The organism is Actinokineospora spheciospongiae (assembly GCF_003182415.1).
Taxonomy (GTDB): domain Bacteria; phylum Actinomycetota; class Actinomycetes; order Mycobacteriales; family Pseudonocardiaceae; genus Actinokineospora; species Actinokineospora spheciospongiae.
On the sequence record NZ_QHCP01000013.1, the window covers coordinates 75364 to 90019 of the forward strand.

General features: G+C 73.5%; 8 protein-coding genes and 1 pseudogene. 3 read left to right on the forward strand and 6 right to left on the reverse strand.

What is annotated here, in order from left to right; all coding sequences use genetic code 11:
* The first annotated feature begins 35 nt into the window (after positions 1–35).
* Together DFQ13_RS27575 and DFQ13_RS27580 are read left to right on the forward strand one after the other, a co-directional pair.
* A complete protein-coding gene (locus DFQ13_RS27575; RefSeq protein WP_035289559.1) occupies positions 36–365 on the forward strand; it encodes a DUF3140 domain-containing protein in 330 nt (109 codons plus the stop codon).
* 36 nt (positions 366–401) lie between these two features.
* Positions 402–1094 carry an HAD family hydrolase gene (locus DFQ13_RS27580; protein WP_110081888.1) on the forward strand — a complete coding sequence of 231 codons (693 nt, stop codon included), beginning with the start codon at positions 402–404 and terminating at the stop codon, positions 1092–1094.
* Here DFQ13_RS27580 and efeB read toward each other — a convergent pair.
* From efeB to efeU, 3 genes are read right to left on the reverse strand one after another with little or no spacing between them, the layout of a single operon-like run.
* The gene (gene efeB, locus DFQ13_RS27585) at positions 1054–2358 is read right to left on the reverse strand and encodes an iron uptake transporter deferrochelatase/peroxidase subunit (protein ID WP_110081889.1); all 1305 of its coding nucleotides are present in this window, start codon (positions 2356–2358) and stop codon (positions 1054–1056) included. The genes DFQ13_RS27580 and efeB overlap by 41 nt on opposite strands.
* The gene (efeO, locus tag DFQ13_RS27590; RefSeq protein WP_110081890.1) at positions 2355–3491 is read right to left on the reverse strand and encodes an iron uptake system protein EfeO; all 1137 of its coding nucleotides are present in this window, start codon (positions 3489–3491) and stop codon (positions 2355–2357) included. The genes efeB and efeO overlap by 4 nt, the downstream gene beginning before the upstream one ends.
* Complete coding sequence (gene efeU / locus DFQ13_RS27595) at positions 3488–4333, reverse strand: iron uptake transporter permease EfeU (RefSeq protein WP_110081891.1); 846 nt, start codon at positions 4331–4333, stop codon at positions 3488–3490. The genes efeO and efeU overlap by 4 nt, the downstream gene beginning before the upstream one ends.
* A gap of 219 nt (positions 4334–4552) precedes the next feature.
* On the opposite strand from efeU, the gene DFQ13_RS34560 reads away from it, so the two are divergent.
* The gene (locus DFQ13_RS34560) at positions 4553–7090 is read left to right on the forward strand and encodes a serine/threonine-protein kinase (protein WP_233438599.1); all 2538 of its coding nucleotides are present in this window, start codon (positions 4553–4555) and stop codon (positions 7088–7090) included.
* 62 nt (positions 7091–7152) lie between these two features.
* Here DFQ13_RS34560 and DFQ13_RS27605 read toward each other — a convergent pair whose 3' ends face one another.
* The 3 genes and pseudogenes from DFQ13_RS27605 to pulA form a co-directional block, all read right to left on the reverse strand.
* Complete coding sequence (locus tag DFQ13_RS27605) at positions 7153–7509, reverse strand: STAS domain-containing protein (RefSeq protein ID WP_110081893.1); 357 nt, start codon at positions 7507–7509, stop codon at positions 7153–7155.
* Positions 7510–7576: 67 nt separating this feature from the next.
* A pseudogene (locus tag DFQ13_RS35820) lies at positions 7577–8537 on the reverse strand (amino acid transporter); the annotation flags it as partial.
* Between the two features lie 414 nt (positions 8538–8951).
* Positions 8952–14636: a pullulanase-type alpha-1,6-glucosidase gene (gene pulA / locus DFQ13_RS27615; protein WP_110081894.1), complete on the reverse strand. Its 5685-nt coding sequence runs from the start codon at positions 14634–14636 to the stop codon at positions 8952–8954.
* Between the last annotated feature and the right edge of the window lie 20 nt (positions 14637–14656).

Below are 14656 nucleotides of genomic sequence, written 5' to 3' on the forward strand. Positions count from 1 at the left end.
CGGTAGCCGCGCCCGCCGGTGGGTAGCCCGGGGGCATGGACGACGACGAGCGCAAGCAGGTCAGGGCCGAGTTCGACGACGTGGTCAACGTGACCCCGGCGCGGCTGGAGAAGTGGCTCGACACCGACGAGTCGAAGTCGGTGGGCGACAAGGACGGCGGCGGCGAGTCCACCGGGCACCAGTCCGGGCGGCACATCGTGCGCATCCTGCGCTCGAAGCACGACGAACTGTCCGACGCGGACTACGCGCACATGCGCAAGGTCGTGGGCTACGTGCACCGCCACACCGCCCAGCGCCCGCACGGCGACGTGGAGCACACCCCGTGGCGGTACTCGCTGCTGAACTGGGGCCACGACCCGCTCTGAGGTTTTCCCCGCCCCGCCCCCGGGCACCCACCGGCCATGCCCGACACCCCCGAACGCCCCACCGCCGTCCTCGACGTCGACGGGACGCTGGTCGACACCAACTACCAGCACGCCGTGGCCTGGTACCGCGCCTTCCGCGGTGTCGGCCGGACCCTGCCGGTGTGGCAGTTGCACCGGCACATCGGGATGGGCGGCGACCGCCTGGTGCCCGCGGTGGCGGGTGAGGACTTCGAGCGCGCCTTCGGCGACGAGGTGCGCGAGGCCTGGGTCGGGGAGTTCGACGCCCTGATCGACGAGGTGCGCCCGTTCGAGGGTGTGGACCGGCTGCTGGGCGGGCTGCGCGAGCGCGGGTTCCAGGTCGTGCTCGCCACCTCGGGCAAGCCCAAGCACGTGGATGTCTTCCGCGACCTGCTCGACGCCCGCGACCTCCCCTACACCACGTCCGAGGACGTCGAGGACACCAAGCCCGCCCCGGACCTCATGCAGGTCGCCCTGGACAAGGTCGGGGCCACCGACGCGGTCGCCCTGGGCGACTCGGTGTGGGACTTCCACGCCGCCCGCAAGCTGGGCCTGGGCACGGTCGGCCTGCTCACCGGCGGCTTCGGCGAGGCCGAGCTGCGCGACGCCGGGGCCGAGGTGGTGTTCCCGTCGGTCCTCGACCTCGCCGACAACCTCGACGTCTCCCCGTTCAGCCGAACAGGCCCTGACCCCAGTACTGCCCGTCCCTGACCCCCGGGGGCACGGCGAAGTGCCCGGAACCGTTGTGCTCCAGGTACTCCATCATCGGGTCCTTCGACGACAGCGCCCGCTGCATGGGCACGAACCGGGTGCGGGTGTCCCGGTTGAAGCAGAGGAAGAACAGCCCCGCGTCCAGGTGGCCCAGGCCGTCGCTGCCGTCGGCGAAGTTGTAGCCGCGGCGCAGGATTCTGGCCCCCTCCAGGGCTTCCGCCGACGCCAGCCGCACGTGGGCGTCCTCGGCGATCACCGGCACCCCACCCGCGCCGCGCACGTGCGGGTCGACCGGGTCGAACTCGTCCTGCTGCCCCAGCGGGGCACCGCTGCCCTTGCGGCGGCCTACGATGGCCTCCTGCTCGGCGAGCGGGGCGCGGTCCCAGGTCTCCACGCGCATCCGGATTCGGCGGGCCACCAGGTAGCTGCCGCCGACCATCCACGGCGGGCCGTCGGACTCGGCCACCCACACGTGCTCGGCGAGCCCGGCCGGGTCCTCGGCCTTGAGGTTGTTGGTGCCGTCCTTGAAGCCGAACAGGTTGCGCGGGGTGGCCTGCGCGGTCGAGGTCGACGACGTGCGGCCGAAGCCCAGTTGCGACCAGCGCACCGCCACCCGGCCGAACCCGACCCTGGCCAGGTTGCGGATCGCGTGCACCGCCACCTGCGGGTCGTTCGCGCACGCCTGCACGCAGAGGTCGCCGCCGGTGCGGTTCGGGTCCAGGTTGTCCTTCGGGAAGCGCGGCAGGTCGATCAGCGCGGGCGGGCGCTGCCCGGCCAGGCCGAACCGGTCGTCGAACAGCGACGGGCCGAAGCCGATGGTCAGCGTCAGCGCCGAGGCGGGCAGGCCCAGCGCCTCCCCGGTGTCGGCGGGCGGGGCCGCGGCGCCGCCGCCGATCGCGCCGTCCGGCTCGGCCTCCTCGCCCCTGGTCATCCGCTCGGCCGCAGCGGTCCACTCGCGCAGCAGGTCGCGCAGCTCGGCGCGGTCGCGGGTGGTCACGTCGAACGCGACGAAGTGCGTGCGGTCCTGCGCGGGCGTCACGATGCCCGCCTGGTGCTCGCCGCGGAAGGGCACCGGGGCGGCGGGGTCGGCCGCGGTCGGGCGCACCCGCGCCGCGCCGGTCGCCAGCGCCCCGGCCGCCGCGCCGAGCCCGGCGACCGCGACCCCCGCCCCGGTGAGGCCGAACAGCCGCCGCCGGGACACCCCCGCCTGCTTGTCCGCTCCGGTGCCGTTCACCGCCGCACCGCTTTCCCCCGGGCCGGTCATTTCTGCGCCACCACCTCGGCCACCTTGCTGATCGGCTCGCTGAGCGCGTCGACCGCGGTGGCGAAGGCCTTGACCTGCTCGGGGGACAGGTCGGTGTAGAGCTTGAAGCCGTCGCCCTGGCGCTGCGCGGCCAGCAGGTCGGTCACGGCGGCGAACCGCTCCTCCAGCGTCTCCACCAGCGCCGGGTCGCGCTCGACGACGACCGGGCGCAGGGCGGCGATCGCGGCCTGCGAGCCCTCGACGTTGGCCTGGAAGTCCCACAGGTCGGTGTGCGAGAAGATGTCCTCCTCGCCGGTGATCTTGCCGGTGGCCACCTCGTCGAGCAGGCCCTTGGCGCCGTTGGCCAGGTCCAGCGGGGTCAGCTCCACCGCCTTGGACCTGGTCACGATCTCGGCGACGTCGGTGGCCAGGGTGTCGGCCACGGCCGGGGCGTCGGCGCTGAGGCCGGTGACCCACAGCTCCTTCTCCAACCGGTGCCAGCCGGTCCACTCCTGGCCGGGCTCCAGGTCGGCCTCGCGGGCGTCGGTGCGCGGGTCGAGGTCGCCGAAGCTCTCCGCCACCGGCTCGATGCGCTCCCAGTAGGTGCGCGCGACCGGGTACAGCGCCTTCGCCTCGTCGACCCGACCCGCCTTGACCGCGGCCACGAACTCCTTGGTCTTGGCGTCGAACGCGTCGGCCTGGTTGGCCACGTAGGTCTGGTAGCCCTCGGTGGCCTCGGCCAGTCGGGCGTCGGTGTCGACCTGGCGGGTCGCGCCGCCGGTGACGGTGAAGTCGGCGCGGATGCCGTCGCCGGTCATCCCCGGGCGGCACGAGGTCTGGTACTTGCCGCCGTCGGCCACCTCGACGATCAGCCGCCGGGTCAGGCCGGGGGCGATGTTCTCCACCTCGCCCATGATCCGGTCGCCCTCGGCGTAGAGGTAGAACTCGGTGACCCGGCTGCCCTTGTTGCTGACCTCGAAGGTGATCTGACCCGCCGCGGCCTCCGACCGGGCCACACCGCAGGAGTCGTCCTTCGCCTCCACCGCGATCGGCCCGCCCGCGGCGGGGTCGGTGCCCGCGTTCCCGCCGCCGCAGGCGGTCAGCGAGAAGGCGGCGGCCGCCGCGAGTGCGGCGCTGAGGGTGGGACGGCTCACGGCTGTGCTCCTTGGGGAACGGGGGGCTGGGCCTGCTTCTTCGCGGGCCGGAGGAACAGGGTCAGGGTGGTGGCGACGTAGGCGACCCAGGCGACTGCCTGGAGCACGGTGGTGCGGGCGGAGTAGTTGAAGACGCCCTTGAGCAGGGCGCCGTACCAGGAGTCCTCGGGCACCGGGCCGGACAGGTCGAACGCCAAGGTGTCCAACCCCGGCAGGAACGCGGCCTCCTGCAGGTCGTGCAGGCCGTAGCCGAGCACGCCCGCCGCGACGAACACCAGCAGCACCCCGGTGACGGTGAAGAACCTGGTCAGGTTGACCCTGAGCGCACCGAGGTAGATCGCCCAGCCGAGCGCGACCGCCACCACCAGCCCGACCAGGAACCCGACCAGCGGCCCGGAGTTCTCGCCCGCCGAGTCGGTGGCGGCGTAGAAGAACACGGCCGTCTCCAGCCCCTCGCGCCCCACCGACAGGAACGCCACCAGCGCGATCGCCACCGGCCCGACCCGCGCGGCCCGGTCGAGCCTGCCGCGCAGCTCACCGGAGATCCGCCGGGCGGTGCTGCGCATCCAGAAGACCATCCCGGTCACGAACGCCACCGCGACCAGCGACATCGTCCCGCCGAACAGCTCCTGCTGCTCGAAGGACATCGTCGAGCTGGTGTAGGACACGACGGCCCCGAAGGCCACCGACAGCGCGACCGCGGTCACCACACCCGCCCACACCCAGCGCAGCGCGGACCGCCGCTCGGTCTTGACCAGGTAGGCGACCAGGATGCTGACCACGAGCGCCGCTTCCAGCCCCTCGCGCAGGCCGATCAGCGCGCTGCTGAACACGTACTCCATCGCCGGTCCCGTCCTGGTGGGTCCTCGGTCCGCTGGGCGGCGGACCCCGCACCGGTTGAATTTAGGTAAGGCTCACCTGGTGTGTCCAGTAGGTGGAGCGATCACCCACTGTTATCCTGGCGCTTTTGCCGTCTTCATCCCCATTTCCCGGGGTGGTGGCCTGCCCGGGTGGCGGGACAAATGGGTAGCCTGCGGACCAGTCGGGGTGAGGGGACACGCGTGCGCCGGGTTGAGGTCGAAGATCCGCAGCGGATCGGCAACTACGCCATCCGCGCCAGGCTGGGCCAGGGGGCGATGGGCACGGTCTACCTGGGCCTGTCCCCCGGCGGCCGCAGCGTCGCCCTCAAGGTCGTCCGCGCCGAACTCGCCCGCGATCGTGAGTTCCGCGACCGCTTCCGCCAGGAGATCGACAGCGCCCGCGCGGTCGGCGGCTTCTGGACCGCCGCCGTGGTCGACGCCGACCCGGCCGCCGAGCAGCCGTGGCTGGCCACCGAGTACGTCCCCGGCCCGACCCTCGCCGAGGCGGTGGAGCGGCACGGGCCGCTGCCCGAACCGGCCCTGCTCCGGCTGACCGCGGGCCTGGCCGAGGCGCTGGCCGCGATCCACGCCGCGGGCCTGCTGCACCGCGACCTGAAACCGTCCAACGTGCTCCTCGCCGCCGACGGCCCCCGGGTGATCGACTTCGGCATCGCCAAGGCGGTGCACGCCGCCTCCGGGGTGACCGGCACCGGCATCGTGGTGGGCACCCCGGGGTTCCTGTCCCCGGAGCAGATCGAGGCGGGCGAGGTCGGCCCGGCCAGCGACGTGTTCGCCCTCGGGTCGGTCCTGGTCCACGCCGCCGCGGGCCGGGGGCCGTTCGGCGACTTCGGCCTGGCGACGACCCTGTACAAGATCGTGCACGGGCAACCGGACCTCGACGGGGTGCCCGCCCGGCTGCGCGGGATCGCGTCGCGGTGCCTTGACCCCCGGCCGGAGGCGCGGCCGACCCCGGGGGACCTGCTGGCGGAGATCGGCCACCCTGAGCACGCGGAGTGGCTGCCGCCCGCGGTGCGCGACCTGGTGGAGGAGCACCGGACCCGGATGCTGGCACCGGTGCCCCGACCGGGCACGCGGGCCTACACCGGGGCGGCACCGGTCGGCCCGGCGGCCACGGTGGAACCACCGACGGGCAACGCGGCCACCTCGGTCGGCGCATCGCCCGAACCGGCCCGACCGGGCGCCGGGTTCGGCGCGGGAACACCGTCCGACGGCTTCCCGGCCCAGGGTTTTCCGGCGCCGGGTTTTCCGGTTGTCGGTCCCGGGACGCCCGCAGGCGGGGCGTTCCGGTCGGGCGGTCTGGCCGACCCCGGCCCGGGGGCGGCGGGCAGTGACGTGGCTCCCGGGTTCCGCCCCGGCGGGTCGACCGAGGCCGCGTCGGTGGGTCGGCCCACGGGGCGGGGTGAGGGTCGTCCGGCGCCGGATGAGGTTGCTCCGCTGGCGGAGGAGAGCCGCACCGAGCGGGTTGAACCCGTTGCCGCGCAGGGGCTTGTGGCGCGGCGGGCGGAATCGCCCGACTCCACGGGCGATGCGGGGACGGCCGGGCGGGATGCCCGTGACTCGGACGCGCGGGGGATGACGCGCGGGGCTGACCGGGGTGCACCCGGTGCGGGGGCGGCGATCGCCGAGGATTCGCCCACGGAGCGGGTGATCCCCGCACAGCCCGCGAACACCGCCGGGACCGCCGACCGGGATCAACACCGAGCGGCTGCCGAGGCGGGGCTGAGGGATTCCCGACCCGGGTCCGCCGACCGGGATGGACATCGAGCGGCCGCTGAGGCGGGGCCGAATTCCCGGCCCGGGTTCGCCGCCGGGGATGAACACCGGGCGGCCGCTGAGGCGGGGCTGAGGGATTCCCGACCTGGGTCCGCCGTCGGGGATGGACACCGGGCGGCCGCCGGGGCAGGGCCGCAGGACTTCCGGGCCGGGTCCGCCGAGGTGCGGGCGTCCGGGGATTCGGGGTCGGGCGGTGGGGATGTCGGGTCGTGGCCCGCGGCGCTGGGGGCGCGTCCGGAGGACTCGGGGTCGCTGCCCGCGGGGTCGCGGCCGTTGGCGGCTGAGCCCGGGTCGTGGCCGGGTGCGGCTCGGGGTGCCGAGGTGGGCGGGCCCGCGACCCCGGGGTCGGGGGCTCGGGAGGTCGTGCCGAGCGGCTTCGGCCGGGGTGGTGAGGTGGCCGCGTGGGGCGGTGGGGCCGAGGCGCCCGCACCGTACCGCTCGGATGCCGCTGGGCCGCCCGCCCGGATGGTGTTCGAGAGCGGGCGGCTGCGGCCGCTGGTCCACAGCATGGGGACCGGGCTGGCGTCGCTGTTCTTCCTCGGGTGGTCCGGGGCGCAGCGGCACGACGTGGAGCAGGCGACGCTGCTGTTCCTGTTCGCCGCCGGGCTGGGGCTGCTGGCGGTGGGCGCGCTGTGGACGGCGCTGCGGCCGAAGTCCGTGGTCGAGGTGTCGGGGCAGGGGATCGTGGTGCTGCGGCCGGGGCGGCGCATCCGGGTCGACTGGCAGCAGATCGCGAAGGTGCGGGTCGTCAGCGGGGTCGCCGGGCGGCCCTGGCTGGCGGTGTGGCCCCGGGACGGGGTGGCGGGGTTGGGCTCGGTCGGCTCGGGGATGCGGCTGGCCCCGGTCGGGCACGGCGTGGGTCCGGGTCGGCGGTCCCGCGACGTCGCCGACCTGCGCGCCGCACTCGCCTGGTACGGCGGGACCACCTACGACCCGCAGCCCTGACGGCGCACCGGCCTCGACGGCACGACCCGGTCCGGGAACCCGCGCCCCGGACGCAGGACGGGTCAGGCCTCCTTGGCGCCGGAGGCCGTGGGGGTGTCCGCTGCCGCGTCGAAGAGGTGGGCGATGCCGGTGATGGACATGACCCGGGCGAGGTTGCGGTCGATGGCGGTGACCGACACCCGCCCGCCCACCTGGGCCAGCAGGCGCTGGGCGGTGATCAGGGTGGACAGGCCCGTGGAGTCGCAGAAGCCCAGCTCGCCGAGGTCCAGGGTGAGGACGTCCCCCTCGCCCAGCGGGAGGTCGGTGAGCGCGGTCTCCAGGTCGACCGCGTTGGTGTAGTCGAGATCACCAGCGAGGGTCAGGTGGTGCCCCTGGGGCGTGCGGTGGTGCTCGATGGTCAAGGACGTGTCAGCGCTCACCCGGCAGCTCCTCTTCTCGGCTCGCCCGAAGGTACCCGGTACGCCGCGAGATCACGCAAACCGCAGGTCAGCCGCCCACGTGGATGCCGGGGCGGCGGGCGGGGTCCTCCTCAACCGAGCGGATGATCTCCCGGACGACGGGGGCGGTGTCGCCGCGGCCGAGGATGAGGTGGCGGAAGAGGTGGCCCAGGGGGTTGCCCTCGGACCACTCGAAGTAGCAGTGCGGGCGGACCCCGGTGGCGTCGCGCAGGGCCGGCAGGATCGCGGCGATGGCGTTGGGGGCGGCGGGGCTGGAGGCGCGCAGGACGCGGTGCCCGCCCAGCTCGACGCCGCGGACCTCCAGGGCCTCGCTGAAGTCCGAGAGGTCGTCGACGTCGATCTCCAGGAACAGGACGTCGGCGCGGCCGGGGACCGGGTTCATCGCCCGCTGGGCGGTCTCCTTCTCGTCGTACTCCGCCTCGTCCCCGACCTGGCGGCGGTTAGCGATGATGTTGAGGGCGCCGTCGAAGGCCAGGGATTCGGTGACGAAGCGGCGGGCGGCCTCGTCGAACCATGCCGTAGCCGGGCAGGTGGCGCGGCACGATGTTGATCAGACCGGCCATCGCCGAGGCGCCCGCGAACCACAGGATGAGCACGCTGCTGATGTCGTGGACCGTGCCGAACAGCGACCCCAGCTCCTGGTGGGCGAGGTGGGCCAGCGCGCGCCCGTTCGCCTCGCCGCCCGGCTGGAACTGCGCCGCCGGGATCAGCACGGTGGTGATGAAGCTGGTGGCCGGCAGGTACACCGACATGATCGCGGCGGCGGTGGTCAGCAGCCTGCGGGTGTTGCGGACCTTCTCCGCCTCGGTCCCCGCCGCCACCAGCGGCATCATGCTCACCCCGGTCTCGAACCCGGACAGCCCCAGCACCAGCAGCGGGAACGCAGGCACGGCCGGGCCGACGACGCCCGGCCCCGAGGTCACCGCGCCCCACCACGCCGACAGCACCCCGGGTGTGCCGAGCAGGGTGACGACCCCGGCGACCACCACGGCCGTGCGGGGACTCCTCGGCGACCCTGCGGTACATCGGCAGCATCCCGAACAGGGTCAGCACCACGATCAGCAGCGTCGCCAGCGGGGACAGCGCGCCCGCGGCCAGGGCCGCGATCGCCGGGAGGCAGGACAGGGTGGAGAAGTAGTCGACCCCGGTCAGGCACATGACCTTCCACCAGGCCTGCTGGTCGCCGTGCCCCTCGTCGGAGGCGCGGCCGGGCCGCTGCACGCGGTGCTTGAGCAGCCAGGTGCCCAGGGTGCCGTGGGTGACCGGTCCGGGCCCAGGGGTGTCCACCCCCTCGGGCAGTGCGAACTCAGCGGTTTCGCTCATTCCGGACACCCTTCGCGCAGGTCAGGCGGGGTGTGCGGGATGAAGGTGCCACACCCGCGCACACCCCGCCCGACCAGGATTCAGCGCGTGAGGACGACCACGGATCGGGCGGGGACGGTGGCCGTCGTCGCGGTGAGCGCGGTCGCCCCCGCGTCCGTGCTCAGCGGGTGCGCTGACCAGCCGGACGCGGGGGTGGTGACGGTCTTGGCGGTCGGGAACGGGTTGACCACCACCAGCAGGCCGTGGCGCGCCGGGTCGACGTCGGTGCCCGCCGTGTCGTCCAGATACGCCACCACCATGCCCTGCTCGGCGGCGGGGAAGGACAGCTTGGTCTGTACCAGCGCCGCGTCGTTCAAGGTGAACAGTGGGGAGGACTTGCGGATGCGCAGCAGTTCCAGCGTGTTGTCGACCGCGCGGCGCATGTCCGGGGTGGTCGGCTTGAGCGCCGGGTCGCCCAGCGCCGGGGCCATGAAGGAGTACTTGGCCTCGTTGTCCGGCTTCGGCGGCAGGCCGCGGGCGAAGCCGTTGTCGCGCAGCGAGGGGTCGTACGGGTTGAACCAGTCGCCGGAGTCGTAGCTGTTGCGGTCGAGGGACTTCGAGCGCAGGAACTCCGTGCCCGCCAGCATGAACGGCTGGCCCTGGCCGAGCAGGACCGGCGCGTGCGCGATGTTCTGCATCCGCACCCGGTCGGCCATGGGGGTGCCGGTGGGCAGCTTGAGCGTGAGGGCGTCGAACAGCGTCTCGTTGTCGTGCGCGTCGGCGTAGGCGATCTGCTCGGCCGGGGTGCCGGTGTAGCCGGCGGGGGAGCCGTTGTAGGAGACGTCCTTGCCGGTGGTGGGGCCCGCTGAGCCGACGAAGCCGTAGTCGGCCAGGTTGCCCGCCATGCCCAGCTTCACCAGGTCGGTGTAGTTGGCCAGCCGGGCCTCCGGGGAGCCGCCGACGCCGTTGTAGGCGCCCGCCAGCCCCGAGGCCAGGCCCTGCACGCGCGGGTCCTCGTCGAACGGGCCGCCGCCGCGCAGCGCGTCGCGGGAGCGGTCGGAGAAGGTGCCGACGCCCGTGCCGCGCATGTTGGCCTGGGTGGCCTGCTCGAACCGCGCGCCGCCCGCGACCTCGCCGAAGTCCCAGCCCTCGCCGTAGAGGCGGACCTTGGTCCCGTCGACGCCGTCCTCCGCCACCGTCAGCGCGTCCAGCGCGGCGCGGACGGCGAGGATGTTGGCCTTCGGGTGGTGGCCCATGAGGTCGAACCGGAAACCGTCCACCTTGTACGCCCGAGCCCAGTGCACGACGGAGTCGACGACCAGTTTGCCCATCATCGCGTTCTCCGGCGCGGTGTTGGCGCAGCAGGTGGAGTTCGCGACCGCGCCATCGGCGTCGAGGCGCTGGTAGTAGCCGGGGACGACCTTGTCCAGTACCGAGTTCGGCGCGTCCCCGGCGGCGGTGGTGTGGTTGTAGACCACGTCGAGGACGACCCGGTTGCCGTTGTCGTGCAGTGCCTTGACCATCTCCCGGTACTCGCGGTTGCGGGCCGTGCCGGACTGGTCGGCGTCCACCGCGTACGAGCCCTCGGGCACGTCGTAGTGCAGCGGGTCATACCCCCAGTTGAAGGCATCGGTGGCGGCGGTGGCCGCGACGCACTCCTGCTGGGCCTGCGAGTCCGGTGCGGCGGCGGGCAGGTCGCAGGCGGGTTGGCGCTGGTCGGCGCGGCGTTCGGGGATCGAGGCGATGTCGAAGGTGGGCAGCAGGTGCACGGTGTCCATGCCCGCCTCGGCCAGCGCCCGCAGGTGCTTCATGCCGGTGGAGTCGCGGTGGGTGAACGCCTTGTAGGTGCCGCGCTCGGCGGCGGGCACGGAGGTGTCGATGGCGGAGAAGTCGCGCACGTGCAGCTCGGTGATGCCGTGCTCGGTCGGGTCGCCGTCGAGGCCGTGGGCGACCTGGCGGTCCCAGCCCGCCGGGGTGGCCGCCTGCTCGCGCAGGTCGGCGAACTGCGAGTGCGTGGACCCCACCGACAGCGCCACCGAGTAGGGATCGGTGACCACGACCGTGCGCAGCTTGCGCTCGGTGGACGACCAGCCGGTCACCTCGTACTGGTAGTACCGGTTCTTCCAGTCACCCGTGCCCGCCCAGGAGCCGCTGCGGTCGTCGCGGCGCAGGTCCACGACCTGCGCGGGCCGGGCGTCGGGCGCGGGCGCCCGGGTGTCGAACAGGCGCAGCCGCACGGACTTCGCCGTCGGCGCCCACAGGCGGGCGGTCACCCGGTCGCTGTCGAACACGGGGCGGTAGGTGAACCGGGTGGCCTCGGCGGCGTAGCGGTCGTCCAGGGCGCCCGCGAGCTGGGTGCCGTTGGCGTGGCGCAAGGCGCCGCCGGAATCGACGTGCACGGCGGCCTGCTGGGCGCGCAGCGCCTCGTCGACCCGGCCCGCGTCGGCCGCCCGCACGGTGAAGGTGGGCTTGCCCGCCAGGTGCGGGTACTTCGCCGCGAGGTCCCCGCCGAGGGCGCCGCCGGGGTCCAGGCGCAGGACCTTGCCGCCGCTGATCCGGCCGTCGACCACGGCGATCCCGCCGTCGGCGTCGTAGCGGACCTGGTAGCCGTCACCGGCGACCGCGGGGACCTCCCACACCAGCCGGTCCTTGGCGACCCAGACCGCTTTGGCCTTGCCCAGGTCGGCGTCGGCGGCCGGGGCGGACGACGACGGGAGGACGAAGGACGCGGAACCGTCCGCCTTCGCCGAGCCGGAGACGAACCACACCTCGTACCCGGTGCCCGCCACGTCGAGGAACTGGTCGGCGCCGGGGTCCTTGGTGTCGCCCCGGTGGATGATGTTGGCCAGCCCGCCCGCGCCCGGTGCCAGCGGCACGGACCAGGTCACGCCGAAGCCGTCGGTGGCGTCCGGCTGCCGCGACCGCGTCCACCCCGGACTCGGTTCCAGGGAACCGGTCCAGTGGTAGAGGACCCAGTCGGCGTAGTTGCCGTCGGGGCGGTGGTAGTGGATGACCGCGCGGTTCTCCGCCGCCGCCCGACTGGCGAAGGTGGTGGTCTCCTTCACCCACGCCCGCGCGCCGGTCAGCTTGCCGGTGGCCACGGTGGTCGCGCCGTTGACGATGGTGAAGTCGAGTGGGGACACGGTGGTGGGCACGGTGGCGACGGCGCCGAAGTCGTCGCGGCCGGACAGCGGCACATCGGGCTGCCCGGCGACCCTCACCGCGAGGCCCGCGTAGTCGCCCGAAGCTCGCTGCACGTGCACGACGGCCTGTCCGGTGGCCGCGACCTCACTGGGGAACACCTCCGCCGCGCCCTGCTCCAACCACACCTGCGGGGTGACCGACGGGTCGACCACGCGGTCCCCGCCGTCCTTCTCGTCACCCCGGTGCGTGATCATGCCGACGGACTTGGCGCCCGGCTTGAGCTTCACCCAGGCGAACCGGCCGAAGGGGGTCTCACCCGCGAACGGCAGCGGCGCGGACCACTCGGTCGGGGTCTCCACGTCGCCCCAGACGTGCAGGCCCCACCCCGCGTGGTCGGCGCGGGCGTAGTGCACCACCAGCCAGTCCGGGCTCTGACCCGCGCCCGGCGGCTGGACCGGCGGGGCGGCGGCGAGGGTGATGGTGGCGCCGTCGGCACCGACCTGACCGGTCGAGCCCCTGGTCACCACGCGCAGCTCGACCTTCTTGCCCACGCCCGCGCCGGGCAGCGAACCCAGGTCGGCGAAGACGCGGTGCGGCGCGGAGTCGTCGGTGCCCAGGGTGGTCCAGTCGCGGCTGCCCTCGACCTTCGCGGCGAAGGTGGCCTGGCCCGCGCCGACACCGTCGGCCTTGACCTCCACGCGGGTGTCGAGGACCGTGCCCGCGGCCGGGGCGATCAGCGTCGGGTCGCCCGCCGTGGCGCGGACGCGGTCGGTGGCGACCAGGGAGACGACGGAGAAGGCGGGGACGGTGACCCGCACCTTGCCGTCGGCGCCGCTGGTCGGACCGGCGCCCTGGGCGGGGAACTCGGTGCGGTAGCGCAGGTTCGCGGCGGCGGCCGGGATGTCCACGGTCGCCGGGGCCGCGCCCGCGTTGGCCACCACCAGGTGCTCGCGCTGCTCCCAGCGGGTGGTGCGGCTGAACGCGAGCACGTCACCCTGGTTGAAGCGCAGGGTCTGGTTGCCGTCCGCCCAGACGCGATCGCGGTCGACGAACTCCGCCAGGTCGGCGAGCTGGCGGTAGAGGGGGTGGGCGGTGTTGAAGTTGTCCACCGCGCCGGTGCGGTCGCTGCCGATGAACCGCTCACCGGCGTACTCGGGGGTCTTGCTGGCGAACATGTCCTGCCGGGCCAGCTTGTCGCCGCCACCGCCCGCGAAGCCCTGCTCGTCGCCGTAGTAGACGACCGGGTTGCCGCGCCACAGGTACATCAGGGTGTTGCCGAGCTTGAGCCGGTTGAGGAGCTGGTCTTCGGGCACGCCCTGCTGGCGCAGCATCCACGCCATCCGGCCCATGTCGTGGTTGCCGAGGAACGTGGGCAGGGAGGACGCGTTGGAGTCGGCGTCGGTGTAGCGGTCGTCGTCGGTCAGCACCTCGGCCAGGCGGGCGGAGCCCCTGCCGGACAGGAAGTCCAGTGCGCCGCTCTGGAACGGGAAGTCCAGGGTGGCCTGCATCCGGCCGGTCGTGGTGTAGGCGGAGGTGTTGGCCGCGTCGGAGTCGTAGACCTCGCCGAAGACGAAGAAGTCCTCCTTGCCCCTGGCCTTCGCGTACGCCTTGACGTGCGGGGCGAGCGCTTGCCAGAACTCCATGTTCACGTGCTTGACGGTGTCCACCCGGTAGCCGTCGATGCCGAGGGTGTCGATCCAGCTCGTGAAGATCCGCTCCATGCCGTCGACGACCCTCGGGTTCTCGGTCATCAGGTCGTCGAGGCCGGAGAAGTCGCCGTACTCGGTGGACTCGCCGGTGTAGGTCGAGTCGCCGCGGTTGTGGTAGAGCGCCGGGTCGTTGAGCCAGGCGGGGACCTTCTTGGTGGCGTCGGCGGGGGTGCGGAAGACGGGGGTGTACGGGAAGGACTTCGCCGGGTCCAGGGCGGGGAAGCCCGGCTTGCCCGCGGCGGCCCCGATGTCGACGACGTTGCCCCGGGCGTCGAGGTAGGGCTGCGCGCCGGTGCCGATGTAGTCGTGCTCGCCCTCGGCGTAGTCGATCACGTCGGCGGTGTGGTTGGCGACGATGTCGAAGAAGACCTTGATGCCCCTGCGGTGCGCGTCCCGGATCAGGGCCCGCATGTCCGCCGTGGTCCCGAAGTGCGGGTCGAGGCGGGTGAAGTCGGTGGTCCAGTAGCCGTGGTACCCGGCCGAGACGTCGGCGCCGCTGCCCTGCACCCACTGGTTGGCGAACATCGGGGTCATCCAGATGGCGGTGGTGCCCATGCCGTCCAGGTAGTCCAGTTTGGACCGGAGACCGGGGAGGTCGCCGCCGTGGTAGAAGCCCTTGTCGGTGGGGTCGAAGCCGGTCCTGAGGCGGTCGGGGTCGGCTGTGCCGCCGCGGTCGTTGCGCGGGTCGCCGTTGGCGAAGCGGTCGGGCATGACGAAGTAGAAGCGCTCGCCGGTGAGGTCGTCGCGGAGGGCTTCGCCCGCGAGGTGGCGGTCCTGCGGGCGGGTGCCCGGGGCGATGTCGGTGACGGCGCCGACCGCGAGGCGTCGGGGTGCCGGTGGTGCGGGGGTTGCCTGGGCCTGGCCGGGGGCTGCCGGGAGTGCGAGCAGTGCCGCGAGGCCGAGCGCCACTCCGCTGCGCCTGCGTCCACCCATGACGACCTCCTTGTCGTAAG